We start from the raw sequence: 25,660 nt of genomic DNA, 5'->3' as shown, positions 1-25,660 counted from the left end.
CATTCCTTTTATTCACACATTGAAAATACTTCCTCATATCAACATTCTACATAATTGATGTTTTGTCTTCGAATATCTAATAGATAGCCTATTACAAAGTGGAAACGGCTCTGAATATATTCACTGCCGTAAGCTGACTACGATTAACGTATCGTAATTCAAGACTGTTTAAAGAGAATTTTGAGGTAGTTTTGGGTAATCAATATAACCTTCAGCGCCTTGGCTATAGAAACGACTAGTATCCGGTTCGGCCAACTCGGCATTAGATTGGTAGCGCTCGACCAAATCAGGGTTGGCAATAAATGGCATGCCAAATGCTACAGCATCTGCAGCATCTGTTTGCAAAGCCTGCTCCGCGGTGGTTTTGTTATAACCACCATTCACAATTAAGTGTCCATCAAATTGTTTTCTTAACTCTGGAGTTAAATAATCTACCGTTGCCATTGCATGCCCAAGATCGGGTTTAGGTTCAAGCAAGTGTAAATAGGCCAAACCAAACTGATTCAATTGCTGTACCGCCTGAGTAAATGTTTCTCTGTACTGGCTGTCAGCAATGCCCCACACTTTGTTTGTTGGAGATAGCCTGATGCCCACTCGATCAGCACCAATTTCGTCAGATACTGCGGCTACAACTTGCATCATGAACCTCAATCTGTTTTCGATGCTTCCCCCATAGGAGTCATTGCGCTGGTTACTGCTGTCCCGGGTGAACTGATCGATGAGAAATCCGTTGGCCGCATGTATTTCTATCCCGTCCAAGCCTGCATCAATAGCTCTGCGAGCAGCTTGTTTAAAATTATCGACCTGTGTTGAAATTTCATCAATGGATAATGGCCGAGGAGTCATAAATTGACGGTCTCGTCCTTTTGGTGTGGGTAATTGGCCTGTTAGCTGTACCGCAGATGAAGATACAGGTGTTTCGCCATCGAGAAAGTCAGGGTGAACCGCCGCTCCCATGTGCCAAAGCTGGACAAAGATAGTGCCAGAAACCTGATGAACTGCATCAGCGATTTTCTTCCAGCCTTGCTGTTGTTCGTCATTGAACAACCCTGGGGAGTTTAGCCAGCCACGTCCGTTTTTGCTCACAGCTGTTGCTTCGGCAACAATCAGGCCCGCATTGGCTCGTTGCTGATAATATTCAGCCATTAATTCGCTTGGGACGCCCGTTGCATTCGCTCTTCCCCGTGTTAATGGGGCCATAACGATGCGATTTTTTAGCTGTTTGTTGCCCAACAGCACAGGCTTAAAAAGTGATGTCATATTATTCTCCTATACAACTGAACCCAGTTTTAATGTTGGCAGAGGGTTTCCTCTGCCAACATTAATTAACCGTCAAATTCAGATTGGTAAAGCTGGCCGATGGTAGGCTCTGCGTAAATGCGTGCCTGATAGGCTTCGATATTAGGATATTGGCTTGATAGAGAGGTTTGCATCGCTCCCTGCCAGTGTACGGTAACCATTAGATAGAGATCAGCCAGGGTCAATTTATCGCCAGCGACATATTGATGTTTGGAAAGCTGCGCATCTATTAAGCCATAAAGTTTATGTAGCTCGGCTTCTGCAGTTTCACGGATGCTGTCGGTATCTTTGCCATAACGTTCAGGGAAGAATAATCGGCCCCAATGCGGGTGGACTGTTGCATACAGGAGCTGAAACCATTTCAGTGCCTCTGCGTAAGCAAGGGCGTTGCTCTTGGGCATGAGTTCCGCTTCAGGGAATTGATTTGCCAGATATAACAAAATAGCAGCACCTTCAGTTAATACGTACGCCTCTGAGTTGTGGTCAAACGTCAAGGCAGGAACCTTGCTTAACGGACTGATAGCGACATAGTCATCTTGGAAGTGTTCACCATTGGCTAAGTCCAAAACTTTTGTTTCAAATTCCGTTCCTGTCAGTGCCAGCGCAGCTTTTACTGCTAACGAACAAGTTCCTGCGCCGTGATAAAGTGTATACATAATGATTTTCCTTTACTCGTGTTGAATGGCTAAGTTCGACAAGAAGTTTAAGACGAATTAGACTATTGATAAATTCACAATAAATGCAGTTCAGATGTGCAAAAAAGCACGGCGGTAGATAGATATGAATGACTGGGATGATATTCGTTATTTTCTCTCTGTTGCCCGTAAAGGCAGTGTTTCTGGGGCAGCCAAGGCGTTAGGGGTTAACCATTCGACTGTTTCTCGCCGAATTCAGGGGTTTGAAGAGAAACATGGGGTACGCCTGTTCAATCGCCTGCGAGATGGCTACGAGATGACAGAGGCAGCCGATGCGATTTTTGAACAAGCACAGAAAATTGAATCCCAAAGTGATCAGATCTCCAGGACTTTGTTTGGCCAAGACACTCGGCTGGAAGGGCGGATTAATCTCACTATGCCACATGATATTTTTGAGTATTGCCTTGCGACGGAGTTGGCGCAATTTAGTCGTGAATATCCGGGTATTGAATTAAATCTTATGGTAACAAAGGGTGTTCGAAATCTTGCTAGCCGAGAAGCTGACTTAGCTATCCGCCTGACTCCAGCACCACCTGAATATCTGATAGGAAGGCAGGTTGTAGGGTTACAACACGGACTATATGTTGCTGACCATATCGATATCAATAAACCTGTTGGCATTATCGTATGGAGTGGTGAAGAGCAATTGCCAGAGTGGGCCAGTCAGCATTTTCCAAACGCATATATAGCGCTTAGGGTCGATGATCTCTCAAGTATGTATGCTGGCGTCAAAGCAGGCTTTGGTATTGCTCGTATGCCTTGTTATATGCCAGATAGTATTAATGATGAAAATGTATTAAAGCTCGATATCGCTATACCGCGCTCAGATTGGTCGGTTTGGGTGCTAAATCATATTGACCTTAGAAAAACCGCTCGAGTAAAAAAATGCCGTGACTTCTTGATAACAGCCATCATGAAAAAGAAATCACTGTTTGAGGGGGGAATAAGCTCTGGTAAGTAATGACTAGCATTTTGCAAATATCAATTTGATTGTGCAGGGCGTCGAGTCTCTCTTGTTGGCCCCTTTCATTTTACCCACAGCACGATGGGCAACAGTACAAAAGTCACATCCATTTTCCTGGCTGATTGCTAATAATGCGACTTGGGACTGTTGCGGAGAGAGTACAGGCATGCTGTGTGCCCAAGTCGAGTTTCACCACAGTGGTAGCCAATTTTTACTAGATGCTTTGCCTGAAGTCTTTGTTGTCAAAGCGAAGGATAACTCGAACTGGATAAGCTCATTACTTGAGATGAACATGGTTGAGAGCCTGAACAGAGGTGCGGGTACAGATTCAATTCTGAACCGTTTATCCGAGTTACTCTTTATCTACGCATTAAGGCAATATCTTAGCGATAACCCGGAAAAAGTAGGGGTACTAGCGCCCTACGGGAACCCTCGTTTAGCAAAGGCACTCACAACATTGCATCGAGAACCTGCAGCTGTTTGGACGCTGGAAAGTTTAGCAAAGCATGCTGCTATGTCGCGCACCAGTTTGAACAGGCCTTCAAACAAACCTGCCGTTGGACGGCGATACAATACCTCACTTGGTGGTGCATGTAGCTGGCCTGGATCAAGTTGAGTAATGGAGAAAGTGTTAGTTAAGTGGCGGATAATGTTGGTTATCAGTTAGAGGCTGCGTTTTCACGGGGGGCAGAAACGTTTTGCTCTAAGCCCGGGTAAAGTAGGGTGCTCTCAAAATCATTAGTTACTAGATAACAGTAATGTTACACAGTAGGTACATAGGGAGTTTAACCTCTTGTTTATCCTTTGGGAGATCAAATGAAATTACGGCATGGGAATAACTCTGAAACAATTCAGAGCAATTCCCCATGAGTAAGAAATTAGTTAATGGTAAATTGACGGGCTAGAGTTTGCAGTTTCACCGCAAGCTGTGTTTGTTCTTGAGCGGCAGAGGCGATTTGTTCCCCGCCTACTGCTGTTAACTCTGCACTGTCGCTAATGCCTTGCGATCTTGATGCGATCTCACCACTGACGGTAACCTGCTCCTCTGCTGCGGCTGCGATTTGAGCTGCCATGTCTTTAATTGCATTAATAGCTTTGACAACGCGACGTAAGGCAACCCCTACCTCATTGGCTTTCTCAACACTCGAGTTCACTTTTTCACTGGCATCACTCATCTGTGCAAAGGTGCTATTACTATCATTCTGGAAGGTCGTGACCATATCCTCTATTTCCTGAGTTGAATCTTGCGTACGCTGAGCCAGCGTGCGAACTTCATCGGCAACCACGGCGAAACCTCGGCCTTGTTCACCTGCACGAGCCGCTTCAATAGCTGCATTTAGTGCTAAAAGGTTTGTTTGATCTGCAATGCTCTTGATTACGTCGACAACTCTGGTGATATCTTGGCTGCTCTCATTGAGCTTGTTGATGGTTTGCGAAACCGACTCGATGCTTGTTGATACCTCTTTAGTTAGCGAAGATGATTCCGCAACGAGTTTGCTACTTTCATTGACTAATTGATCAGCAGTGTTTGCTGCTTCCGAAGTGTTATTGATGTTCTCAGCAACTTCCTTTATTGATGTTGTCATTTGCTCGATGGCACTAACTACTTGCAAGGTATCAGTTTTCTGATGCTTCAAGTTATTTGCATTCTCTTTTACGGCAATAGAGGATTCTTCGGAAGCTGTTGCTAGCTGTTCACTAGAACTGATTATAATATTAATGGCATTTGTAAACTCATTTAACATGAAGTTCAGGTTGGTGGCTATAGCGCCAAGTTCATCTTTTGCAATAGCATCAGCCCGGTTTGTCAGGTTTTTATTCGCTGACTCTTGCATGGTTTTTGTTAAGCTCAATACTTGTTTGTTCAAGTTGCTGACTAACCTAATGCTTAGAAAAGAGACACCAGTAATAAGGACCAAAGTTAAAGCGAGATAAGTCCAAAGAGTTCTAGTTCGAGAGTTTGCAATACTGCTGGCTAAGCTTAAAATATCAGTCGTGAGTTTGTCTTCGAGTCCTTTCAGTAAGTCAATACGCTTTGTTGACTCTGAAATCCATGCTACAGAGTCTTGGTTTAGCCTGTTTGTAAAGGCTTTTTCCCTAAAAGATTTAACGTTTATCGATGCGGAATGTCTTGATATGTTTTCATAATCAGCTAGGTGGCTGTCACTGGCATAAATCTTAAAGTTGGAAAAATGGTTGCTTTGATCATTCACTAACTCAATGAATTTTTTATATATCCCAGTTCCAAATTCTCCAGTGCTAAAGGCATTACTTAAGACGGCACGTTCAATGCCTGCTCTTTCTTTGCCTTGCAAGAATTCATAGTAAGAGAGTAATGATTTACTGATAGACATCACATCGGAAATCTTTATTGTACTGCGCAAGGTGGAGATAAACTGCTTGTTCAGTGATGAGTAGTAATTAATTGCGTCATCGGCTGTAATCGACTGGTTGGAAATATCTGAGCGAATTGTATCAATGCGGGATAGTTGTGAATCTGCGGACTGTACAACCTTCCAGATTTCACTGAAATGTTGTAGTCGGTCATTATTTTCACTCAGGTTTCTTCGTAACTCATTAATAAAATTGTCTGTTTTCAGGCGTTGGGCTTTGAGCTTGGAATCGAATTTTTGCCCTTTAGAACCTAAAAAACCTGCTGAAAATCCACGTTCTTTTTGTAGTTCGTGTACTAATCGGCTGCTATAGGCAGACAGGCTTACAAGCTGTGTAATTGTATTGGCAGAGCTTGCTGATGAACGAGCCTCAATAACTTGAGAACCAACAGAAAAAATCAGTGCTACCAAAGTAGGTATTAAAAGTATCAATAGTTTACGTTTTACAGTTAATCGCATTTGATATAAACCCTGTTTATTATGTGGCTTTAAGCATATTTCTTGTGACACATTTAAGGTGTATTGTTTATGCATCTTATTGTTTCACAACTCCTTCCTCAACTGAAAGCGCTTTCTTTGGTGACTTTGCTCACGTTATTTTTGATTTTATAATTTTATAATCACCTCATCGCTATGATTCACTCAATTTTCTAGGGGGCGATATAATGTGACAGGTGGTTGCTATAGCTTTGTTTGAGTTTGATATTTTCATTGTTCGTTAAGACTAACAGCGCTTTTATTAGCTGGCTTGAACTAGTGCAAAAATCTTTGCATTTAATATTCAATAGCATGCTATTGATCTTGGTGAGTAATATCTTTATTAAATTGTAAATTTCGGTATCTGGTAAGTAAAAAGGATTTAATGTGAACCAAGATCTGTGCGTATTCAGAAATAAAACAAAACGAATTTCTCATGAACATATACGAAAAGTAAGGCGTAAATTTTTGCGTGCGTATAAAAATGACTCCAATAAAGAAAAGGAAAGAAAATGAACTTTATTATTAACAATATCAAATGGGTAATGCTGATATCGGGGCTGCTGACAGCGACAATGTTTTATGGTCTTTTTGCCCCTTAGGAAGCCCTTGAATCAATGTTTGGCGTAGCATTTAATGGAACGCTTGAATCAATAGTTATTCGAAGTTGGTGTGCTTTAGTTGGGTTGATAGGAACGCTACTTGTTTACGGTGCCTTTAGCGAAAGAAACAGGGGATTTGCTCTCTCTGTAGCAACTATCAGCAAAGTTATTTTTGTGTCCTTGATTCTGATTTACGGTCGAGAATATTGGAATACAGTTATGCCAGCTATTACGATGGATTGTGTCACTATTGCCATGGCGGTGCTCTACTTGGTTGCTGTACAAATTAAGCGGGTTGAGATGTCTAGCAGAGTCCAGATCTGGAAGTGAAGTTAAAAGTTGGGCATGACGAAAATATTATGCCCACAGGTGCTTAATACTGGCACATAGTTGAGCAAAGCCACCGGAAAGTGAAAGGCAAGATGCATCAGTGCCTGGGATGGAACTCTGATGAAGGAGCCAAAGCAACCCTCGCAGGCGTGGAGCTGTGGATGATGATTAAAAACGGACAGTTCGACAACCCTGATGGTTAATCTGTTGGGGTGAATTTAACGTGCTTATAGCCTAATTACACCTAGAAATTAGTACGCTTGTACTTCAGCATAACTTTGCAACAAATTCCAAGTGAGTATTGTACGATGAACTGCTGAAATCAAATCCTCGATTTTTCGTAAGACAACAAAAAATTAGTATTAACTTACGATAAAAACACTAACTTATGTGATACCCTCCCAAAAGCAAGCGCTTTCACGCTGAAGGGGATGCAAAAGATTTGTTTGAACAGTCTGCGATACAGATGTTGGATTGGGGAGTATCCATTATCTTTAATTTTGGCTTTTTGGGAGCGAATCTGACCTCACGCATATTTAAAACTACCGAAACAAAGCAGTTGGAGCTCCATTGTGGAATCATTGTCAAATATCCATGTGAACTTACATGAAATGGTAACAGTCATTGAAACAACTGTTTCTTTAGTTGGTATTAATGACACGAACCATGGTAAGCGCGTAGGTTATATCGCCTGTCAACTCGGGCGCGAACTTGGATACTGTACTCAAGATCAGCAATATCTGTTCGAACTGGGTATGTTACATGACATGGGGGTTTCATCTAATCAGGTGCACGAAAGTTTAGTGCTCAATTTCGACTGGGATAAAGCTAATCAACATTGTGAAGTTGGATATCAGTTGTTGAAGGATTTTGAACCGCTAGCGAAATACGCCATTCCTATTTTATATCACCATACAAAGTGGATAGATCTTAAACGGATGGATGTATTGCCAAGAGATGCTGAAATGGCAAATCTTATTCACCTTGCTGATAGAATAGACGTTCTAGGGGCTGCCCACTATGGGAATGATATTCTTGTTGCTCGCAAAAAGGTTGCCAAAAAGATCGAATCAAGGTCGCACACGCATTTCAACCCCAAGTTTGTTGATGCATTTTCAAAGATTCAGAAATCTGAATCTTTCTGGATTACATTGCAAGACAGGCATATTTTGCAATATGTTTGGGATATGGGTGAAAAGCAGCATGAAACCTTGCTTTCTATGTCACAACTAAAACAACTTTCACGGATAATTGCTTACATTGTTGATCAGAAGAGCAGCTTCACTGCTTTGCATTCAGCTAAGGTTTCTGAATTAGCTAGATTTATAGCAAAAACCTATGGAATGACATCAATTCAATGCGACAAAATTGAAGTCGCCGGACTTCTTCATGACTTGGGCAAGCTTCGTACACCGGACGAAATCCTAGAAAAAGCTGGTGCTCTGGATGAGTACGAAAGAAGTATTATGAATCAACATAGTTACGAAACCTATGAAATATTACGCCGTATAAAAGGGTTTCAGGATATCGCAAAGTGGGCAGCTTATCACCATGAAGCGTTAAATGGGGAGGGTTACCCATTTCGACTTAAAGAAGCTGACTTACCAGTCGAGGCAAGAATTATCGCTATTGCAGATGTTTTTCAAGCCTTGGTACAAAACCGACCATACCGGGAAGGGATGCCTCTAGTTAAAGTACTATCTATTCTTGATACCTTGTGTAGTGCTAGAAAACTTGATTCGGATATTGTAGAGCTAGTTCATCAAAACAAGGATAGATGTTATGAGATAGCTTCGTGTCTTCGAGTATCAAAGTCTTTTTTTCGGGAATTAACTACCTTCAGTAAATTAACAAAATCTAAAATACAGGAAGTGTCGTAGCTTCTAACAAAGAAAGAGGCAGAAGTCAGTCCGAATAGGTTCAGCTCTGTTCCACAATATGACAGATTCCGTCTAGACTGACTCAAATAAATAGAGGCTTTGCAGGGGCGCATACTTAATCACCCAGCGGTTCAGTGTTGAATGATCAACAATGATGCCACGCTCTATCAGTATTTCACCGATGTTACAATACTTGTAACCGAACTAAGAGGAAATGTTGATCGGTTGTTTCGTTATAAATCGCTTCACTCACTTCGGGATGCCCAAATACTACCGAGTTGACTAACCATATCAAAAGAACATGTGGCTTTAGTGTTCAATAAAGCCAGCAAGCAGGGTTTGGCACTGCAATGAAAAGGTGCAATGTATCCGTGGCTTTCCCCATAATGGGGCAGAGTTGTACTTCGTGCTGTACCAACGATAGCAAAAATAATGATGATAGATGGGACTGGGTAAGATTTTGATAAAAAAGGAAAGATGAAAGTGACGGCATAATAATTGCCTGCAAGGTAAGGATGGCTGTTAAGTGCGTATTAAACTGGGAATGTTCCAATGAAAGAAGAAACCATAACTGCAATTTTGTCAGGGGGGGAGGGGAAGCGCTTGTTGCAGCCAGCTAGCGGCCAACTTCAGCTTAATTACTGCAAAACAGTAAGCTGCCGCAATTTTGGTTCAGAAGACAAACATAACTATGTATTGCAGCGTACCAACCCTAAGCTCCCAACCTTAATCTGTCGCGAGTGTGGTGCCTTTCCGCCAATCCTGAACAATCACGATGTTGTGGCAGAAGCTTCTCGCCTCAAGTTGATGCAAAGTAGTGGTCTGCCTGCATGCAGTAACCCGGACTGTGAAAACCTTGGGCTATCTGTTCTCTCCCATCGTCACCTGTATCATGCATTTGGTTATAGTGGTGATCGCCAGCGCTATCGCTGTAAGTATTGTCAGGCGACCTTTGTTGACCGTTGGTCGGGCTTCAATAGCAAAAAACAGATCCAACAAAAACTCCTGGCTCTGCTTTTTATCGGTTATTCGGCAAGGGATATCTGCCGCTGCCTGAGCATGAACCCAAAATCCTTTTACGCTCAGTTGTCTCATATTGCCAACCGTTGCCGTCGCCAGCTTTCCATATTCGATGCGCGTTTATTTAAACATGCGCAAACCTTGTCGCTTGCATCTGATATAATTCCTCTTCAGCCACACAGCAGCAACGGTGTCAGTTGGATTGCCAGTTGTGAAGCCACATTCGGCTACGTGGTATGCCAGCATGTAAACTATCAGCAGAGCGATGTTGAAAACCCGACCGAACACCATGACCCGTATGTGGATGGTACCCGCTTCATGGCCGCCCCGGGAGCAAGGCTGGTCGAGGTTCCACCACGCGCTACGCAAGGTATCCTTGCTCGAGTGGATACCAAATACCGTGAAATTATGTCTCGCCCCAACCTTGAGGATCCACTCACAAACATGCCACGGATCAACTATCCAACTAAAGGCTGCTTGATCCGACCACAGTATACGGTGTATGCCCATTACCTCTACCTTGCTCGAATGCTGGAATGCAATGAGTCGCTTTCGATCTTCATGCCCCAAGAAACGCTATTACGTTCTGCTTGCATCTCTGTTTTTATAAAACGGATAAAAGCGAAAACAGTTCACCCTGTCTACGTCGAAACAGATAGCAACTGGGAACATGGTCAATCTGCAGGCAGAGTTGACATCGTTCTTATGGGCAGGGGGCGAGACCGCTGGGCGTTTACCCGCCATGACGACATTAGCAAAGGGATCTTTCATCTGGGTGGTGAGAAGGGTAATGAGAAAAAGTGGTTGGAGATTGCCTCACACGATACGATCAGTGAATACCAGAACCGATTTCATGATCAGTTTGCACAGTTGGTTAATGAACCACGTCGTAAATTGCACCCTGCAGGTTTGCTGCCGCTGTTGGATATTTACCGTGCCTGGCATAACTTATGTCGTCAGGATCGTTCTGGCCTCACACCTGCCCAGCACATGGGCTTAACATCAACACCACTGACATTAGACCAACTGCTTAAGTAACAATTCACTAAGATCGAGCTTTGTTGCAGTTCTGCATAGTTATCTAAAAAAAATTAATCAGAATGAATTTTACAATGGTTTTTTCTAATAGCTTAGTGCCTGTAAATTATTAATGTTTAATTGCGCAGAAACAGTTACAGAATGCTATGACAATATAATTGGGAAGCGTTGTAACAAAGCAACGAATAGCGAACTCTGACTGTGCGGATTTTTTTGTGCCAGAGGCTGGAATATGAACAGAGAACGAGAAGGCAAAAGCTTATTGGAACAAGATACTGCCCCAATAAGCGTTTAATCATGGAGATGTGTGCTTGCCAGAGAGTTAGACTTTCAGATCTTTCATCAAACTTTCCAGTACATCGGCTTGCTGATTGAGGCGCTGGATCTCATTGGCAGACTGAGTCACCATGTCTGCAACTTTCCGTGATTGCATGCATACTTGCTCAACGTCCGAAGCAATATTATCAGCAACCGCGCCTTGTTCTTCTGCCGCCGCGGCGATTTCGATACTGCGGTCGGCAATATTCTGGTTCATCTCCGAAATTTGGCCAATATCCTGGCTGACGGAAGCCATCATTTGCTCACTGGATTTAGCATTACTCACCGTCTGGTGCATTACTGTCATCAGACTCTGACTGTTGCTTTGCAGCGCTTCAATCATCTTCTGGATTTCAACGGTGGCATTCTGTGTACGGCCAGCCAGGGTGCGAACCTCATCGGCAACAACCGCAAATCCCCGACCTTGTTCGCCAGCTCGTGCCGCTTCGATTGCCGCGTTGAGTGCCAGCAGGTTGGTTTGTTCAGAAATCGCGTTAATGGTGGTGACCACGTCATCAATCAGAGCGGCGTTGCTATCCAGTTCGGCCACCGCTTCCGCGGCTGAATTGATCTCAGTACCCAGATTGTTAATGGCAGTGAGGGTTTGGGTGACTTGTGCCAAGCCCTGAACCGTTACTTGTGTTGCTTCGCTGGTCTGGGTTGACGTGTTCTGCGCATGGTTAGCAACTTCACGAACAGAGCCAGCCATTTGTTCTATGGCACTGGCCAGTGAATCAATGCGCTCTTGCTGCCGGCTGGTTAAGCCTTCGTTTTCATTGCTGCGCTGGCGAAGTTCAGAACTGATTTGCTGAATTAACGCGATAGCTTCCTGAGTCGCTTTTACTAACTGATGCTCGCGTTCGGAAACACGATCTACAGTTTGTGCGATCAGGTTAAACTCATTACGGGCTGGGGCATAGTTGATGCGTGCTGCCAGATCACCATCGGCCAGACATTTAACGGCTTCGTAAATGTTAAACAGCGCGCCGCCCATGAATGTCATGATGTAGTATAGGCACAGAATAATAAACAGACAGGCGGTAACAATAATGGCGCTATGAGTAATTGTCAGTTCAGAAAACAGGCTCGGTTGCTCTTGTGTTGTCAGGCTGTATCCAGCGTTTGTGACCGTGGTAGTATCAACACCGTTAGTACCAATTTGAATATTACTGTTTGCCAGAATACGGTTAACATCGCCTTGTTTAAGGTCGGATTGGGCGATCAGGGTGGCAACGGTTTCCATCTCTTGTTGCAGCAACCGGCTTTGCTGGTTCTGTGAGGCATCCATCAATGTCATACTTACAACGATGATGGCAAGAAGCGGGGCAAAAAATAGTATTAAAAAGTTTTCCTGAATTTTTACATTTACAAGATATTTATCTATCCAACGGAATGCAATTTCTTTCATTGTCGTTATCCTGGCTACTGATGCAAATAGGGTTACTGTCGTAAACAGGCTTTTAAAGTAAACGTTTAAACTTAAAATCATGTAAAAACAAAAAGTTAAATGGCAAACAAATGTCTAAGTTTGCTGTTTGCGACAGAATACCAAATATGATCAATCATTGTTATGTTGCTTGAATAGCACTGCGAAAGCGCTTTCTTTTGAAGGGTATCCCTTACAGCAATGTGTAGTCAACACATTATCGAAATATCTTCCACAAGGTGTTTTTCAAGATTGTTGTTAACCATCAGCTGATTTTTTCGGCTTGCCGCATGTGACTTTCTGGGGTTAATGTTACTGGCCCTATAGGGTTACAGTCTTGAATTTCACGAGACCAGCGTAATGCATTCTTAGCCTTTGTGACCTCGAAGGTCATGGCCGTCTCATCGCACCGGATAACATTGGTTTCGGTAAGTCAGACCAACCAAAATTGTTATACACCTCTGGCGATCACTATCGTTACTTCGAAGTATTTATGGAGAAGCTCAATCTTAAAAATGTAACGCTAGTTGTACATGATTGAGGCTCCGGATAAGGTCTACACTATGCGCGCAACATCCTTAGAATGTTAAAGCCATCGTAACGATGGAATTGAGCATCACAAAAGCTCATTCTGTGCGTATAGTATTGACAATTTAGTGATTACTACTCAAACTACAAGAAAACGCTTTCGTGTCGTTAAGGGAATAACAGCGTACTGGCATTTTTAGTGATGAATGCCAACGCTTTAGGTTTACAAAAAATACTTAAAATAACAACAGATTGACTTGGCAATAGATATGCCTAAATGGTGTTAAAGAAGAGCTCTTTTACACGATAACTAAAATCAAGGAAGATAGGTCAATGTCCGCAAAAAATAAAGTAATGTTTCTATTTGGGACTCTACTTTCGATAATCATTTTTGTGCTCACTGTGATAGGGTATAATAATTTCAAATCAGCCTCTGTTGACAACTATACTGACGCTCTCGAAAAACAAGCCTTGTTATTGGCAAATGCTATTGAACAAAAAATGAACCGCAATTTTGATGTCTTGCACGTAGCATCGGAGCATTTGGCGATTGATAGTAAAGGGGAGATTGATGTTGAAGAAGTGCTTAACGTTCTTAAGTCTATATCCGAAAACATGGGTGTCATTAATGCTTATACCGCGGTAAAGAGCGGAGATACGTATTCTACTTCAACTAATGGCTTGGTCCCGAACTTTAACGCAAAGAAAAAACAGAGAGAGTGGTTTGTCAGGGTATTTAATGGAGAAAATAACATAATCACAACTCCGTATACTAGTACTGAGGGTGATGATGTAATGGCCATTGCCGTACCTGTAAAAAGAGGAGGAAGCATTGTAGCAGCTCTAGTTACAAATATAAAAGTAGGCGTGATCACTTCATTTATCGACAAGTTGAGTGACAATAATCAGCTATTTGTAAGTCGAGAAGATGGTTATATGTTGGCTGCAAAATATCCTGACTATATCGGTAAAAACCTTTTCGAAATGAGGCCAAGCTACAAGCAATACAAGGATGCAAAGGTCAGTCAACATTCCTATGTTTTTAATGGGAGTGACTATTTTGTACTGTCATCAAAACTGCCAGGCTTAGGCTGGACTGTTTGGGCATGGGACAAATGGGAAAATATTAATGCAGCGTCTAATTCAAATTTAAAAATCAATATGACTATTGCTCTTATATTTATTCTTGGTTCACTAGCCATTATCTATTTCGTAATACTCAGAGTAATGTATGTCCCTATTGGAGGCGAGCCTAAGGATATCGAAGCTATAGTCAAGCAGGTTGCATTAGGTAATTTGATGTCTACTGGGGAGCCGAGTGGACAGGAAACAGGGGTTTATGCAGCTATTGTGAAGATGGCTAGAAGTCTAAAAACTACGGTGCTGAATATTAACGATATTACAGTCTTACTAAATCGCTTTTCATCAGATATTTCAAGCGCAGCTGCTGCAGTCAATCAGAGTTCTGAAGCTCAAATGAGACAATTAGAGCAGACATCTTCAGCAATGAATGAAATGACGGTTACTGTTGAAGAAGTGGCAAGAAATGCGCAGCAAGCATCGTCTTCGGCGATGGAAGCTCATGAATTTTCGGCGCGTGGTATCAAGGTTGTTCAAGGTGTTAATACAAGTATTATTGATTTAGCTGAAGGGATGGAGCGTGTTCAGAGCGTTATTAATAAACTTGATACTGAAACCCAAAGTATTGGACAAATTCTTGATGTTATTAAAGGTATCGCTGAACAAACGAACTTACTGGCATTGAATGCAGCGATTGAGGCGGCGCGTGCAGGAGAACAAGGCAGAGGGTTTGCTGTCGTTGCTGATGAAGTAAGAAACCTCGCTAACCGCACTCAAGAAAGTACTAGTGAAATAGAAGATTTGATTTCAACGTTGCAAACGGAGGCGCGTAATTCCGTAGAGTTAATGAATGTTAATGTTGATGATGCTCAAAACACACTGGAAAAGTCGGAACAGGCAAATCAGGCGCTGGAGTCGATTCAGCAATCAGTATCTACTATCCAAGATATGAATAATCAAATTGCAACCGCCGCAGAGGAACAAACGCTGGTAGCGGGAGAGATCAATGCCAGTGTTGTCGATATTAATATGTTAGCGAAACGCACTTTTGATAATTCAGGAAACAATGCCTCGCTAGCTAACGAGCTGAATAATGCAGCGTCTTCATTAGATAAAGCTGTGTCTAAATTCAAAGTAGAGTGATTTTTTGCACTGTCGCAAATAGGCAATTAGTACAAACTGAAAAATGTCAAAAATTGTTGATTGCGACAAAGCTATAGTTTTTCGAAGAGAGATAGATATGCTTATTAGAACCAAGTTGTTTTGCATTGTTGGCTTTTTCTTAGCCTTACTTACTGGCCTGGGAGTTTACTTTATCTCTCAAGTCGAAGTACTTAGTGGGCAGACAGTTAAAATGTATAAACATCCGCTTACCGTTACTCGTGCTGTAATATCAGCGGATGCTGGAATGGTGCGTATGCACCGAAGCATGAAGGATGTGGCATTGGGAAATAATGCACTAGACATTGATGCTGCTAGTGGAAAAGTCGCAGAATATGAAAGTGAAGTCTACAGACAATTAGATATAGTGACTGAGAGAATACTGGGAAGAGAGGGAGAGAAGCTAATTGCTGAAACGATAGCTCTTTTCCGTCAGTGGAAACCGATTCGAGATGAGGTTATTCAGCTGATGCGGGCAGGTGACCGTAGTACTGCCGCAGAAATAACTAAAAATAAGGGTGCACAACATGTTGCAAAATTAAACGCCCAATTTATTCAGTTAGAGGACTATGCCGCCACCAAAGCCTTGGGCTTTCTTAATCATGCTCAGCTTATAGGTAAAACATCTAGACAATATACAATTAGCTTAATCATTTTGGCAGTTGTCATTACCTTAGGCTCTTCTTTTCTGTTGATGCGCTCTATTACTCAGCCAATAAGTCAAGCAGTAAAAGCGGCTAATCAGCTGGCAAAGGGAAACCTAACCATTGACGTGAAAAATACAAGTCGCGACGAAATGGGGCAGTTATTGGAATCCATTCAAGGCACAGCCACCAACTTAAGAAGTATTGTTACCACTATATCAGGTGCCAGTACTGAACTTTGTTCTGCTTCAGAAGAGTTGGCTGTGGTGACTAAGCAATCAAGTCTGGGTATTGAAAATCAACAGATAGAAACGGATTTGGTCGCAACGGCAATGAACGAAATGGCAATGACAGTCCATGATGTTGCAGGCAATGCCGCCAAAGCTGCCGAAGCTGCCAAACAAGCTGATAACCAAGCAAATATTAGTGCTCAGGTGGTTGGGCAGACGATCTCATCAATCAGTACACTTGCCGATAGGGTAAATAAGTCCTCAGAAAACTTGCGTGAGGTTGAGCAAGAGACCGTGAACATCGGTAAAATTCTAGATGTTATCCGAGAGATTGCTGATCAGACAAATTTGCTGGCACTTAACGCAGCGATTGAAGCCGCTCGTGCAGGCGAGCAAGGGCGTGGTTTTGCCGTTGTGGCCGATGAAGTTCGCTCCCTTGCTCAGCGCACACAGGAATCCACCCAGGAAATCCAGAATATTATTGAGCAGCTTCAAGCAGGGACGCAAAGTACGGTTGCGGTAATGAATCAAGGAAAAGATCAGGCTGCACAGAGTGTGGATCAAGCCAATGAAACAGGCAGTACATTGCAGGTAATTGTTGATGCTATCAGCGTAATTAACGACATGAATATTCAGATTGCCAGTGCATCTGAGCAGCAAAGTTCGGTGGCTGAGAGTATTAACGAGAATGTAATAAACGTAAAACGCATCGCAGAAGAAAATACGGTTGCCACGAACAAGACCAGAGCCTCTACCATTGAAATTGCACGGTTATCAGGACTACTGAAAGATCTCGTTGCTCAGTTTAAGGTTTAAAAGATGAGTGGGTTAACGATGGATAGCAAGGATAATGTCTGTAAGGTGGTCATTGCTCATGAATCCCCTGACGCTGACGACGGTTCTCAAAAAAGCACGTTAACAGGCTTAACTGACAAGGGGGGAAATAAAGTTCAACAAGATAAAAATATACTGTTTTATAAGTTCATTACAGACGCAATGTTGCACTTATATCTTACCGTTGCATATTCTAAACAACATATGGGCGTTGTTAAAAGAAATGTCTGCTTGAGTAAGTTTTTCAAACAGGCGGCGAAAAATGCGGGTTATAAGCCAGTAAAATCTGATATTAAAGGACTTATCCATTATGGCCGAGTCCAAGGTGTCAACTTAGAACAGAAAATGGATGAAATACTTTCCCTTACCGAGAAGTATACAGTGAGTTATAGTAGTGATTCTGATATGGCATTATTTACAAAGTTGCTGGAAGAAATAAATAAGCATTGTCATCTTAATGCTGATTTTATAGATGATACGGGGTACCCAAATGACAACCGCCTCTACTTGGATAAACGCAATGTAGAGGGCGCGTTTGATGCCACAGGTAAATGGATAAATCAGATTATGCTACTTTTTCCTAAGAAAAATGTTTCTGGGGTAAAGGCTCTGGTTGAAAAACAGGGTTGGAGGTGTGTGTTGAGCAATCAATCTGATAATGAAGAGCATCAAGTGTGGATGCAGATATCATTAGGAAAACAATGAGAGTTCATTATTTCTAAAAGCACAAAACAAAACAGAACAGGCTGCCCTGTTGTAAAAATCATTTAATATGTCCTATGTGATACTAGGACATAGTTGGATTTTCGTACTTGTTAAGGAGTAAACCTAATATTGAAAATATGGACGTACTTAATATGATCAAAAAGGTAAGCTTGGTCCTTGGTCCGAGAACGAGTTAAATTTAAGTGTAATAAACATATTGTAAGTGCCTTATGCTGACAGTGGTGCTCAAAAAATTTATAAAGCGAAGTGGGTGAATGGGTGATTGTAAGATGCAAGTCTTGTTCGAAATATAGATCGTCAAGCTATGTTTGCCATTATTGTGGCGATGAAAGTAATGCTAAAAATAAATATTTAGGGCGATTATTTTTAGTTTTTATGGTAACTATTATTGTGATTGAAGTGATCAAGTAAAGCTGACCACGGTTTAATGGTTGAGCCAGCAGCGGATCTCTGACTCGTTTGCTGCCAGCCCATCATTGTATGGCTTTGTTGAAGCGATTAGATAATAATGTTCAATGATTTCCTTAACTTAACACTGAATACAGCTATCAGAGCCCTTAGTTACTTAATTGTTATTGATTGGAAGGGGCGGTCAATCCCATGACTCACATTAAGACAGCCAAAGGCTGCCTTAATGTGGCTAATGGCTATGACGCATTCGATTGCAAATCATGTGTTAGCTTTTCAGCCATAGCCGTTAACGTTTCTGATGTGAAATAGTTTAAATTGGTTCTTATAAACGCCTCCAGGCCCATTGACTTGTGACCTGTTAGCTCCTCAACATCTGCAGTGACTACATCAAATGCACCTTCTTGACAGCTCTTGTCTACTTCCTCAAGGTGTTGGATGAGAAAGTCACTGATATACCCAGTTTGTTTTATACCCAAGCTACTTCAAGATGCAGGATTCAGAGTGATATCAGCATGTCCAGTTCAAGGAAAATGGCGGCAGGAATGGTGGCCCCTTTCGACGTTATTTGACATAGAAATGGGCTTGCTGAATCACTCCAAAGGGCGAGTTGGCTGGGCTGGTATGCTTTGTTGCTGCTTTTTAACGTAGAGCCACTATGTTTTCAAATCAGCGCCTTGCCTACCAGTCCAGCCATTCTCGCTGAAACGAGCATCTTGAGGTAGTTTGGGTATATTGAATTAGCCCAGTCTTCAGTCGGGCTTGGGACGTATTCGATATCAGTACCTAATACTTTTGATGCTATGGCCGCAATTTCATCTGGAAAGGTCAAGTAAATTGTGGGTTTTGGGATGCTTGAGCTAATGTGATAATCGTTTCTTCACGGTTCTTATTCATGAGAAAACCTCATGCGCTTATGAGTTCCTAATTCTGGCACCTTACTTATATTATGAATCTATTGAAGTCGAGTAATTAACAGAAGGTATATTTCATGACACAATCTCATACTTCTAAGCAGAGTATCCAAGCACAAATCGTCAACGGTTTTGTAACTGGTGATATTGGCGGCAATCCTGCGGGCGTTGTTCTGGATGCTGATAATTTGAGTGAAGAGGATATGCTCGATATCGCATCTCAAGTCGGCTTGTCAGAAACGGCTTTTGTCTCGAGATCGAACACTGAAGGCTTCAAGCTGGACTTTTTCACTCCAAATCGTCGTATTGCCCATTGCGGCCATGCAACCATTGCAACATTTTCCTACCTTACAGAACTTGGGCTGGTTTCAGACGGCGAAACATCAAAGGAAACTGTAGATGGTCCGCGCAAGATCCTTATAAAGAACGGTGCAGCCTATATGGAACAATTAGCACCGAAATACCGAATGCCGAGCGACTGGAAAAGCGAGGGAGTTACTGCTGAGGATGTGCTCGACTCTCTTGGGCTGCATGAGTGTGATTTGGATCCGCGTATTGGTCCTGTCCTTGTGAATACAGGCAACAGCTTTGTCGTAGTGGCCGTGTCGGATGGCAGCATATTAAGTAATCTAACCCCTGATTTTGCCAAAATTGCCGACATTAGCGACAAACTAGACTTGATCGGCTATTACGTCTTTACCACCAATAGCGGAGCGACGAGCGAAGATGCAACAGCCCGTATGTTCGGCCCGCGCTTTGCGATAGAGGAAGAGTCTGCCACCGGAATGGCTGCGGGACCGTTGGCCTGTTTGCTCTATGATTATCTTGGTGTAAAGAAGACGTTGATGATTATTGAGCAAGGCAAATTTATGCAGCCTGCATCGCCAAGTCAAATTTCTGTGGAGCTGATTCTTGAAGATGGTCAAATCCAAGGATTGATGGCTGGTGGCCATGGCAAGGTGATGAAACGGTTAGAAATAACTATCTAAGTTTGCCGTAACTGTAGTGGAGGGTATCTTTTTTACAAAAGCTCTACCCTCATCAATGTCTGCACGTTCAGGCCCTGTAATTATGACTAACATCTAGACATAGAATTCTTTTTCCTTGTGCCGTTTCAAAAAACATCGATAAGGTAATACATAAGCCTTCACGAGTAATAGATTGATAGGGGGCTGTAACGTGCATGTGATTGGTCTGCTTTAGTGCATTACGAACATAGTGTTTTCTATACCAGTTAGCATTTTCACTTACTTTCAGCTGCCGAAATTTATCGTTATGATCATACGAATTCATGTTAAATGTAAGGGCTGATCCAATCTGATTACCAGTATCGTCAAGTAAATAACATCTAGAGGCCCTATTTATCAGGTTAAAAACGTCAGATGCTTCTGTGAGAGACTTTCCTTTTTTAATATTTTCAATCACATGCTTAAAAGGAACCTCGTACCTGGTTGACCAGCGTTTTTTTGCGGAAAGTTGATCTTTCTTGGCGGAGAGATATTTTTTTGATAGTTTTCTAAAGAGATCTAGTTTGTGTTCATGCTGATGATGAATTGGCTGTGGTCGAGAAAAATAGAAACCTTGAATGAAATCAGCACCGCTGTCTAACGCAATTAATGCTTGTTGCTCATTTTCTACACCTTCTATGACGACTAAGCAACCAGATTGATGCAGCAACTTTACTATTCCAGATAGTTTATTATTGTTTTCATTTGAACCAACTACTTGTGTGATCATACTTCTATCTAGTTTGACTATATCAGGCTGCAAGGCCCAGACCCGGTCGAAATTTGAATGACCGGCACCAAAATCATCAATGGCAAGCAAGCACCCCATAGACTTATAATAATTTGCTGCTTCAACTAATTTATCAATGTCATTGGTATGATCTTCGATAATCTCAATAACAACATTACTTGCAGGAATAGCAAAATGGTCAAGTAACTCTGAGAAATAATGGCCATATTGTCGACCTTTTTCACAGGTAAGGCTTGAAATATTAAGGAAAAGCCATTTGCTATCGTCTTTTAATGTTTGAAAGTTAGCCAGGTGAATAAATCGGCAGAGGCGATCAAGGTAGATGCTCTCTTCGTCATTTTTTGGTCTACTAAATAGTACATCTGGAGAGATCGCCTTTTTATCTCCATCTGTTGCTCTAATTAATGCTTCATAACCTATTATTCTTTGGTGATCGATACTGTATATTGGTTGAAGAGCTGTATTAAGGGTTAAGTTTTTATAGTTGGATACGCAAATGCCTGACTGTATTGCAGCAGCATTGCGTATAATATTCAGACTTATCACCTTTTGAACCTCTGGAGTATATTTAGTTTGTACATTTTCTAACTCATGGGCTAACATTGTATTTCACACTTATCCATATATCGACTTCAAAACTATAAAGTCCGCCGCCATTTTATCTTTATGGGATAAGCTATTAGCATAAATCATACCATTTGGAGGTTGTATTAGTGTTGTAATGGACGGTTGCTTGTTTGTTGCAGTAATGGTTCGATATGTGTTTTATTGCTGGTTTTTTGTTGTTTTGTACCAATATTGCGTGCGTGTATTGATGTTCATCTAAATGTGGATGCGATGAAATATATGATTGCTCTTAAATATAAGATCCTAAATGGGCCAAATTGGTGCAATGTTACAGCGCTGCACCAATATTGCACACCTCCATTACAGTATTTATGTCGGATCTCATTTTTAAGCTTTGATGCCTCGCTCTACCAATATCTCTTCAATTTCGCTGTAGCTCAGCTTGTAGGAAGGATAGAAACAACGTTTACCTCTCATGTTTGAAGGCGTTTATTTCGGCAATCAAAGACTGTTATAATGTGACGCTACCAGAAGCTGCAGGCTTTCTGGTGTCCAAAATCACGGATAATTTTCAGCTACTCAAACCTACATATTTAAGTTGAATGGGTATAGCTATCAAACTGGACTGCAAAATAACCACTCCTGCGCCTCAGCAGGAGTGCGACTCTTCTATTTCAAAGGCACTACCAGAAGATCTATTGAGGTAGATTTGAATAACCGTTTTGCTGACGAGGTAAACTGATGCCAGAAGCTATGGTGATGACCACAGACAACCAAATCCACATTTAATTCTTTGATGGCACGCTCTATTTCTTCAATAAGATCACCGCTACCAACAAAGGTACCCTGAATAGGATATCCCGCATTGTCCAGTAGTTCTTTCAAATGTTCCTCAGATGTATCATCCTTACACACTTTACTGGGCATAGCATACCTAGGGTCAAAAACCGTGTAGGTGTATTCTTCGTGGTATAGTTCTCCATCGTAAAACAGAGATAACTTCGCATCTAAATTACGAGCGAGGCTAGTCGCTTTTTCAAGTAAAAGTTTACTCTCAACAGAAAGATCTACCATAACTATAATGTGCTTATAACTCATACTTAAATTTCCTGCTCAGTGCTCTAATATAAGTTTAGCTAGTTACCAACGCACTACTCCTGGTTAGATATTTGTGAAGCTTTCTCTCGTGTTTCAGTTAAACGTCGAGTTAAGTCAATAATATTCTGGCGAGTAAAGATATCGTCTAAGGTAGTAGAAAGCTTACGACGCCAGTTCGGATATTCATCGACAGTCCCTGGAATATTTACTGGCTGGTCCATTTCTAGCCAGTCTTCAAGCTGAAGGCTAAGTAGCGCACTTGAACTTGCAGCCAAGTGCAATTGCATGCCTTCACTCAGGTACCGATCCATTGGGACATATGCAGCATCATGCCTAACACCTTCAGGAAGATAACCATGCCAGGCCAAACTATCAAGAATTCTTTGCTTACTTTCAGCCCGGCTATCAAACAGGCCTGCTAACTGCTCTTGGTTAGGATACAAGCCTAGCTCTTCGCCCATTTTAAGATCATCACAGTGCCAGAAGCCACGCAGTGTCGGCATATCATGGGTACACAGTGCAGCCATCGATTGTGCTGGGTAATGCGCTGGCGAATAGAAACCACCATCCTCGGCCGTTTCGAAGAAGAAGACCTTGTATGAGTGGATCCCCGCTGCAGATAGCTTCTCGACGATCTCATCAGGGACGGTACCCAAATCTTCACCGATCACGGTGCACTCATAACGATGACTCTCCAGCGCCAGGATAGACATCATGTCTTCTACAGGGTAGTACATGTACGCCCCGTCCTTCGCGCCTTCACCTTTCGGGATCCACCACAGGCGTAATAAACCCAATACGTGGTCAATACGAAGTGCACCACAACTACGCATGTTAGCGCGAAGCAGCTGAATAAATGGTTCGTAAGCGGTTTCCTTCAGAGCATCAGGATTTAGTGGAGGCAGCCCCCAGTTCTGACCTAAAGGACCGAGAATATCTGGTGGCGCGCCCACGCTAACGTCTTGACATAGGGCACCATGATCTGCCCATGTTTCTGCACCCGAGTCACAGACACCGACAGCCAGGTCACGGTAAAGGCCCATTGCCATGCCTTTCTCTTCGGCCAGTTCATTAACTTCAGCCAACTGGGTATCGGCCAGCCACTGAAGATACATAAATAGCTGAACTTTCATATAGTTTTTCTTGATAAAGGCCTGTACAGCCGGATTATCAAAATGACGGTACTCTTCAGGGAATACTGGCCAGCCCCATACTGAGTCATCTTCTTTCTTCAATTCAGCATGGAGGGCATCAAACGCTGCCTGGTGCAGCAGGCTCTCGCCACCCTGTTCAACGAACTCTAGGAACTGCTGGGCACGAGACGTCTTGTTGTTGAGGTGACGTTCACAGAAAGTGTCAAACAGCAAAGGTAGTACGGCCATTTTCAGGCAAGATACTTCGCTGTAGTTAACCCAGTTAGCATTACGCGCTTCAACCAGGCGCTGCTGGAACTCAGGGCTTCCCACCAGCTGTTGTGCTTTGTCACACAGAGCAAACTCAGATACTGAGCTCACATCAATGTACATCAGGTTCAGCCAACAACGTGAAGATGGGCTGTATGGGCTTGCACCTTCCGGGTTAGCTGGGAATAAGGAGTGAATTGGGTTGAGACCAACAAAATCACCGCCGCGGGAGGCAACATCAGCAACCAATTGTTTCAGATCACCGAAATCACCAATCCCCCAGTTGTGATTAGTGCGAATTGAATACAGCTGAACACTGGTGCCCCACAGCTTGTTGTTCTCCAGCAGGGCATCCTGCTTGTAACAAGACTGAGGAGTGACGATCAAAGTCATTTCAAACGGAGATTTACGACGCTTACGGAACACTTCAAGCTTGTGATAACCCCAAGCAAGATCATCAGGCAAAGCAAAAACCAACGGACCACCGTTTGCACGCTCGTCGCTGATTAGCTGAGACTGCAGCCTGCCTTCTATCACTTCGCCCTGCTCAGTTGTTAAGCGCCAGCTGAAGTCGCTGATCCGCGTGTTCTGGCCAAGGTGCATTGCAATGTGCATTGGCTCACCGCTACGAACCACCTGTACAGGTGCAAGGACATTAGGACGGTTCTTACTAATTGCTGACTTAAGCAGCGCTTCGTCATTTTTTGTGTCGTAACCAAGCGCTGCTAGCAGGCGACGGATCGTCTCGTTCTCAACTTTGGCTTCATCTCCCCAAGCACTGACATAGCTATCTGCAATACCTACCATGTCAGCAACTTGCTTTAATACTTGATTGTCTTTCATCGTTCTCTCCGTTAGCGGCCTTGCGGCCGCTACGATGTCAGGTTTTGCTGAACTCAGTACTAATGGAGTAATTGAGTGTAACATCTCCCTCTATTGGCAAGTCTTTCAATAAGAGCTATTTTTTTTAACCTTTAACACCACCAGCAGTTAAACCACCCACTAGGAACTTTTGGACCAACAGGAATACCGTAGTGATTGGAATGGCTGACAATACCGCAGCCGCTGCAAAATCACCCCATAGGTAGTTCTGAGGGTACAAATACTGCTGCATACCTACTGCCAATGTATAGTTGTTGACATCAGTAAGCAGAAGTGAGGCCACTGGGACCTCTGTAACGACACCGATAAACGACAGGATGAACACAACCGCCAGAATGGGCACTGAAAGTGGCAGTAATACCAGACGGAACGCCTGCCATGGTGTTGCACCGTCAAGTGCAGCCGCCTCTTCCAATGACCCATCAATAGTCTCGAAGTAACCTTTAATTGTCCATACATGTAGTGCAATACCACCTAAGTAAGAGAAAATAAGGCCACCATGGGTATTCAGACCCAGGAATGGAATATACTGTCCCAAACGGTCAAATAGTGCATAAAGAGCTACCAGAGCAAGTACTGCAGGGAACATCTGGAAAATCATCATCCCTTTCAAAATAGTGCTCTTTCCTTTGAAGCGCATACGAGCAAAAGCGTAAGCACTGGTTGTAGAAAGCGCAACGATAATGATTGAAGTAATACCGGCGACTTTAACTGTGTTCCACAGCCACAGCATTACAGGGAATGGTGGCGGCGTCACACTTCCATCACTGTTTTCAATAGAAAAGCCCAAAGCGAGACGCCAGTGATCTAATGTTGGATTACTTGGGATCAGCTCACCACCAGCAAAGTTACCTTCACGAAGTGAAATTGCCACGATCATCAGTAGCGGGAAAATTGTCACAGCAAGGAACAGACACATTCCAATGTGTGTCGCCCATACCCGGTATTTCAATGATTTTGGTTGTACCATTGGCATGACGTACCT

19 protein-coding genes and 3 pseudogenes are annotated in these 25,660 nt (G+C 42.7%); 12 read left to right on the top strand and 10 right to left on the bottom strand.

What is annotated here, in order from left to right; translation table 11 throughout:
• Positions 1-168: 168 nt before the first annotated feature.
• Positions 169-1,260: an alkene reductase gene (locus AC51G0_RS20665; RefSeq protein WP_496303534.1), complete on the bottom strand. Its 1,092-nt coding sequence runs from the start codon at positions 1,258-1,260 to the stop codon at positions 169-171.
• A gap of 65 nt (positions 1,261-1,325) precedes the next feature.
• The gene (locus AC51G0_RS20660; protein WP_496303533.1) at positions 1,326-1,955 is read right to left on the bottom strand and encodes a glutathione S-transferase family protein; all 630 of its coding nucleotides are present in this window, start codon (positions 1,953-1,955) and stop codon (positions 1,326-1,328) included.
• 124 nt (positions 1,956-2,079) lie between these two features.
• Between AC51G0_RS20660 and AC51G0_RS20655 the strand changes: the two genes are divergently transcribed.
• Complete coding sequence (locus tag AC51G0_RS20655; protein WP_496303532.1) at positions 2,080-2,955, top strand: LysR family transcriptional regulator; 876 nt, start codon at positions 2,080-2,082, stop codon at positions 2,953-2,955.
• 3 nt (positions 2,956-2,958) lie between these two features.
• Here AC51G0_RS20655 and AC51G0_RS20650 read toward each other — a convergent pair whose 3' ends face one another.
• Positions 2,959-3,126, bottom strand: a complete 168-nt coding sequence (locus tag AC51G0_RS20650; RefSeq protein ID WP_496303531.1) for a carboxymuconolactone decarboxylase family protein — start codon at positions 3,124-3,126, stop codon at positions 2,959-2,961.
• Here AC51G0_RS20650 and AC51G0_RS20645 point away from each other — a divergent pair.
• A complete protein-coding gene (locus AC51G0_RS20645) occupies positions 3,125-3,574 on the top strand; it encodes a cupin domain-containing protein (RefSeq protein ID WP_496303530.1) in 450 nt (149 codons plus the stop codon). The two genes, AC51G0_RS20650 and AC51G0_RS20645, sit on opposite strands and share 2 nt — an antisense overlap.
• A 262-nt stretch (positions 3,575-3,836) precedes the next feature.
• On the opposite strand, the gene AC51G0_RS20640 is transcribed toward AC51G0_RS20645, so the two are convergent.
• Positions 3,837-5,810, bottom strand: a complete 1,974-nt coding sequence (locus AC51G0_RS20640) for a methyl-accepting chemotaxis protein (protein WP_496303529.1) — start codon at positions 5,808-5,810, stop codon at positions 3,837-3,839.
• A gap of 635 nt (positions 5,811-6,445) precedes the next feature.
• Between AC51G0_RS20640 and AC51G0_RS20635 the strand changes: the two genes are divergently transcribed.
• From AC51G0_RS20635 to AC51G0_RS20625, 3 genes and pseudogenes are all read left to right on the top strand, one after another.
• The gene (locus AC51G0_RS20635; protein ID WP_496303528.1) at positions 6,446-6,760 is read left to right on the top strand and encodes a hypothetical protein; all 315 of its coding nucleotides are present in this window, start codon (positions 6,446-6,448) and stop codon (positions 6,758-6,760) included.
• 53 nt (positions 6,761-6,813) lie between these two features.
• Positions 6,814-6,998 (top strand): annotated as a pseudogene (locus tag AC51G0_RS20630) (IS6 family transposase); the annotation flags it as partial.
• Between the two features lie 334 nt (positions 6,999-7,332).
• Entirely contained in the window at positions 7,333-8,640 is a 1,308-nt protein-coding gene (locus tag AC51G0_RS20625) for an HD domain-containing phosphohydrolase (RefSeq protein ID WP_496303527.1), read from the top strand.
• A 102-nt stretch (positions 8,641-8,742) separates the two neighbouring features.
• Here the strand turns inward: AC51G0_RS20625 and AC51G0_RS20620 are convergent.
• Positions 8,743-8,832: pseudogene (locus tag AC51G0_RS20620) on the bottom strand (IS6 family transposase); the annotation flags it as partial.
• 360 nt (positions 8,833-9,192) lie between these two features.
• Between AC51G0_RS20620 and AC51G0_RS20615 the strand changes: the two are divergent.
• Positions 9,193-10,698 (top strand): transposase, encoded by a 1,506-nt coding sequence (locus AC51G0_RS20615; RefSeq protein ID WP_496303526.1) that lies wholly within the window; start codon positions 9,193-9,195, stop codon positions 10,696-10,698.
• Between the two features lie 322 nt (positions 10,699-11,020).
• Here AC51G0_RS20615 and AC51G0_RS20610 read toward each other — a convergent pair whose 3' ends face one another.
• Positions 11,021-12,424 (bottom strand): methyl-accepting chemotaxis protein, encoded by a 1,404-nt coding sequence (locus AC51G0_RS20610; protein ID WP_496303525.1) that lies wholly within the window; start codon positions 12,422-12,424, stop codon positions 11,021-11,023.
• Positions 12,425-12,890: 466 nt separating this feature from the next.
• Here AC51G0_RS20610 and AC51G0_RS20605 point away from each other — a divergent pair, with 466 nt between their 5' ends.
• The 5 genes from AC51G0_RS20605 to AC51G0_RS20585 all read left to right on the top strand — a co-directional run bounded on the left by AC51G0_RS20605 (position 12,891) and on the right by AC51G0_RS20585 (position 19,956).
• On the top strand, positions 12,891-12,983 hold the full coding sequence (locus AC51G0_RS20605; RefSeq protein ID WP_496303524.1) for a hypothetical protein: 93 nt from the start codon (positions 12,891-12,893) through the stop codon (positions 12,981-12,983).
• A 320-nt stretch (positions 12,984-13,303) separates the two neighbouring features.
• On the top strand, positions 13,304-15,193 hold the full coding sequence (locus tag AC51G0_RS20600) for a methyl-accepting chemotaxis protein (protein WP_496303523.1): 1,890 nt from the start codon (positions 13,304-13,306) through the stop codon (positions 15,191-15,193).
• A 43-nt stretch (positions 15,194-15,236) separates the two neighbouring features.
• Positions 15,237-16,901 carry a methyl-accepting chemotaxis protein gene (locus tag AC51G0_RS20595; RefSeq protein ID WP_496303522.1) on the top strand — a complete coding sequence of 555 codons (1,665 nt, stop codon included), beginning with the start codon at positions 15,237-15,239 and terminating at the stop codon, positions 16,899-16,901.
• A gap of 3 nt (positions 16,902-16,904) precedes the next feature.
• Positions 16,905-17,624, top strand: coding sequence for a DUF2913 family protein (locus AC51G0_RS20590; protein ID WP_496303521.1), 720 nt, complete (start codon positions 16,905-16,907; stop codon positions 17,622-17,624).
• Between the two features lie 1,420 nt (positions 17,625-19,044).
• Positions 19,045-19,956 (top strand): PhzF family phenazine biosynthesis protein, encoded by a 912-nt coding sequence (locus AC51G0_RS20585; RefSeq protein WP_496303520.1) that lies wholly within the window; start codon positions 19,045-19,047, stop codon positions 19,954-19,956.
• Positions 19,957-20,023: 67 nt separating this feature from the next.
• On the opposite strand, the gene AC51G0_RS20580 is transcribed toward AC51G0_RS20585, so the two are convergent.
• On the bottom strand, positions 20,024-21,328 hold the full coding sequence (locus AC51G0_RS20580; RefSeq protein WP_496303519.1) for an EAL domain-containing protein: 1,305 nt from the start codon (positions 21,326-21,328) through the stop codon (positions 20,024-20,026).
• Between the two features lie 419 nt (positions 21,329-21,747).
• Here AC51G0_RS20580 and AC51G0_RS20575 point away from each other — a divergent pair.
• Positions 21,748-21,894, top strand: a pseudogene (locus AC51G0_RS20575) (IS630 family transposase); the annotation flags it as partial.
• Between the two features lie 67 nt (positions 21,895-21,961).
• On the opposite strand, the gene AC51G0_RS20570 reads toward AC51G0_RS20575, so the two are convergent.
• The 3 genes from AC51G0_RS20570 to malG form a co-directional block, all read right to left on the bottom strand.
• Entirely contained in the window at positions 21,962-22,390 is a 429-nt protein-coding gene (locus tag AC51G0_RS20570) for a universal stress protein (protein WP_496303518.1), read from the bottom strand.
• Between the two features lie 53 nt (positions 22,391-22,443).
• Positions 22,444-24,636, bottom strand: a complete 2,193-nt coding sequence (gene malQ, locus AC51G0_RS20565) for a 4-alpha-glucanotransferase (RefSeq protein ID WP_496303517.1) — start codon at positions 24,634-24,636, stop codon at positions 22,444-22,446.
• 124 nt (positions 24,637-24,760) lie between these two features.
• Positions 24,761-25,651 carry a maltose ABC transporter permease MalG gene (gene malG, locus AC51G0_RS20560; RefSeq protein WP_496303516.1) on the bottom strand — a complete coding sequence of 297 codons (891 nt, stop codon included), beginning with the start codon at positions 25,649-25,651 and terminating at the stop codon, positions 24,761-24,763.
• Between the last annotated feature and the right edge of the window lie 9 nt (positions 25,652-25,660).

It is taken from the genome of Photobacterium sp. HL06 (assembly GCF_059552575.1).
This window is presented reverse-complemented; position numbering and strand designations above follow the sequence as displayed.

Coding starts and splice junctions, on each gene's coding strand:
- AC51G0_RS20665 (WP_496303534.1), bottom strand. CDS start 1,260: ATGACATCACTTTTTAAGCCTGTGCTGTTGGGCAACAAACAGCTAAAA.
- AC51G0_RS20660 (WP_496303533.1), bottom strand. CDS start 1,955: ATGTATACACTTTATCACGGCGCAGGAACTTGTTCGTTAGCAGTAAAA.
- AC51G0_RS20655 (WP_496303532.1), top strand. CDS start 2,080: ATGAATGACTGGGATGATATTCGTTATTTTCTCTCTGTTGCCCGTAAA.
- AC51G0_RS20645 (WP_496303530.1), top strand. CDS start 3,125: ATGCTGTGTGCCCAAGTCGAGTTTCACCACAGTGGTAGCCAATTTTTA.
- AC51G0_RS20650 (WP_496303531.1), bottom strand. CDS start 3,126: ATGCCTGTACTCTCTCCGCAACAGTCCCAAGTCGCATTATTAGCAATC.
- AC51G0_RS20640 (WP_496303529.1), bottom strand. CDS start 5,810: ATGCGATTAACTGTAAAACGTAAACTATTGATACTTTTAATACCTACT.
- AC51G0_RS20635 (WP_496303528.1), top strand. CDS start 6,446: ATGTTTGGCGTAGCATTTAATGGAACGCTTGAATCAATAGTTATTCGA.
- AC51G0_RS20615 (WP_496303526.1), top strand. CDS start 9,193: ATGAAAGAAGAAACCATAACTGCAATTTTGTCAGGGGGGGAGGGGAAG.
- AC51G0_RS20610 (WP_496303525.1), bottom strand. CDS start 12,424: ATGAAAGAAATTGCATTCCGTTGGATAGATAAATATCTTGTAAATGTA.
- AC51G0_RS20600 (WP_496303523.1), top strand. CDS start 13,304: ATGTCCGCAAAAAATAAAGTAATGTTTCTATTTGGGACTCTACTTTCG.
- AC51G0_RS20595 (WP_496303522.1), top strand. CDS start 15,237: ATGTCAAAAATTGTTGATTGCGACAAAGCTATAGTTTTTCGAAGAGAG.
- AC51G0_RS20590 (WP_496303521.1), top strand. CDS start 16,905: ATGAGTGGGTTAACGATGGATAGCAAGGATAATGTCTGTAAGGTGGTC.
- AC51G0_RS20585 (WP_496303520.1), top strand. CDS start 19,045: ATGACACAATCTCATACTTCTAAGCAGAGTATCCAAGCACAAATCGTC.
- AC51G0_RS20580 (WP_496303519.1), bottom strand. CDS start 21,328: ATGTTAGCCCATGAGTTAGAAAATGTACAAACTAAATATACTCCAGAG.
- AC51G0_RS20570 (WP_496303518.1), bottom strand. CDS start 22,390: ATGAGTTATAAGCACATTATAGTTATGGTAGATCTTTCTGTTGAGAGT.
- malQ (WP_496303517.1), bottom strand. CDS start 24,636: ATGAAAGACAATCAAGTATTAAAGCAAGTTGCTGACATGGTAGGTATT.
- malG (WP_496303516.1), bottom strand. CDS start 25,651: ATGCCAATGGTACAACCAAAATCATTGAAATACCGGGTATGGGCGACA.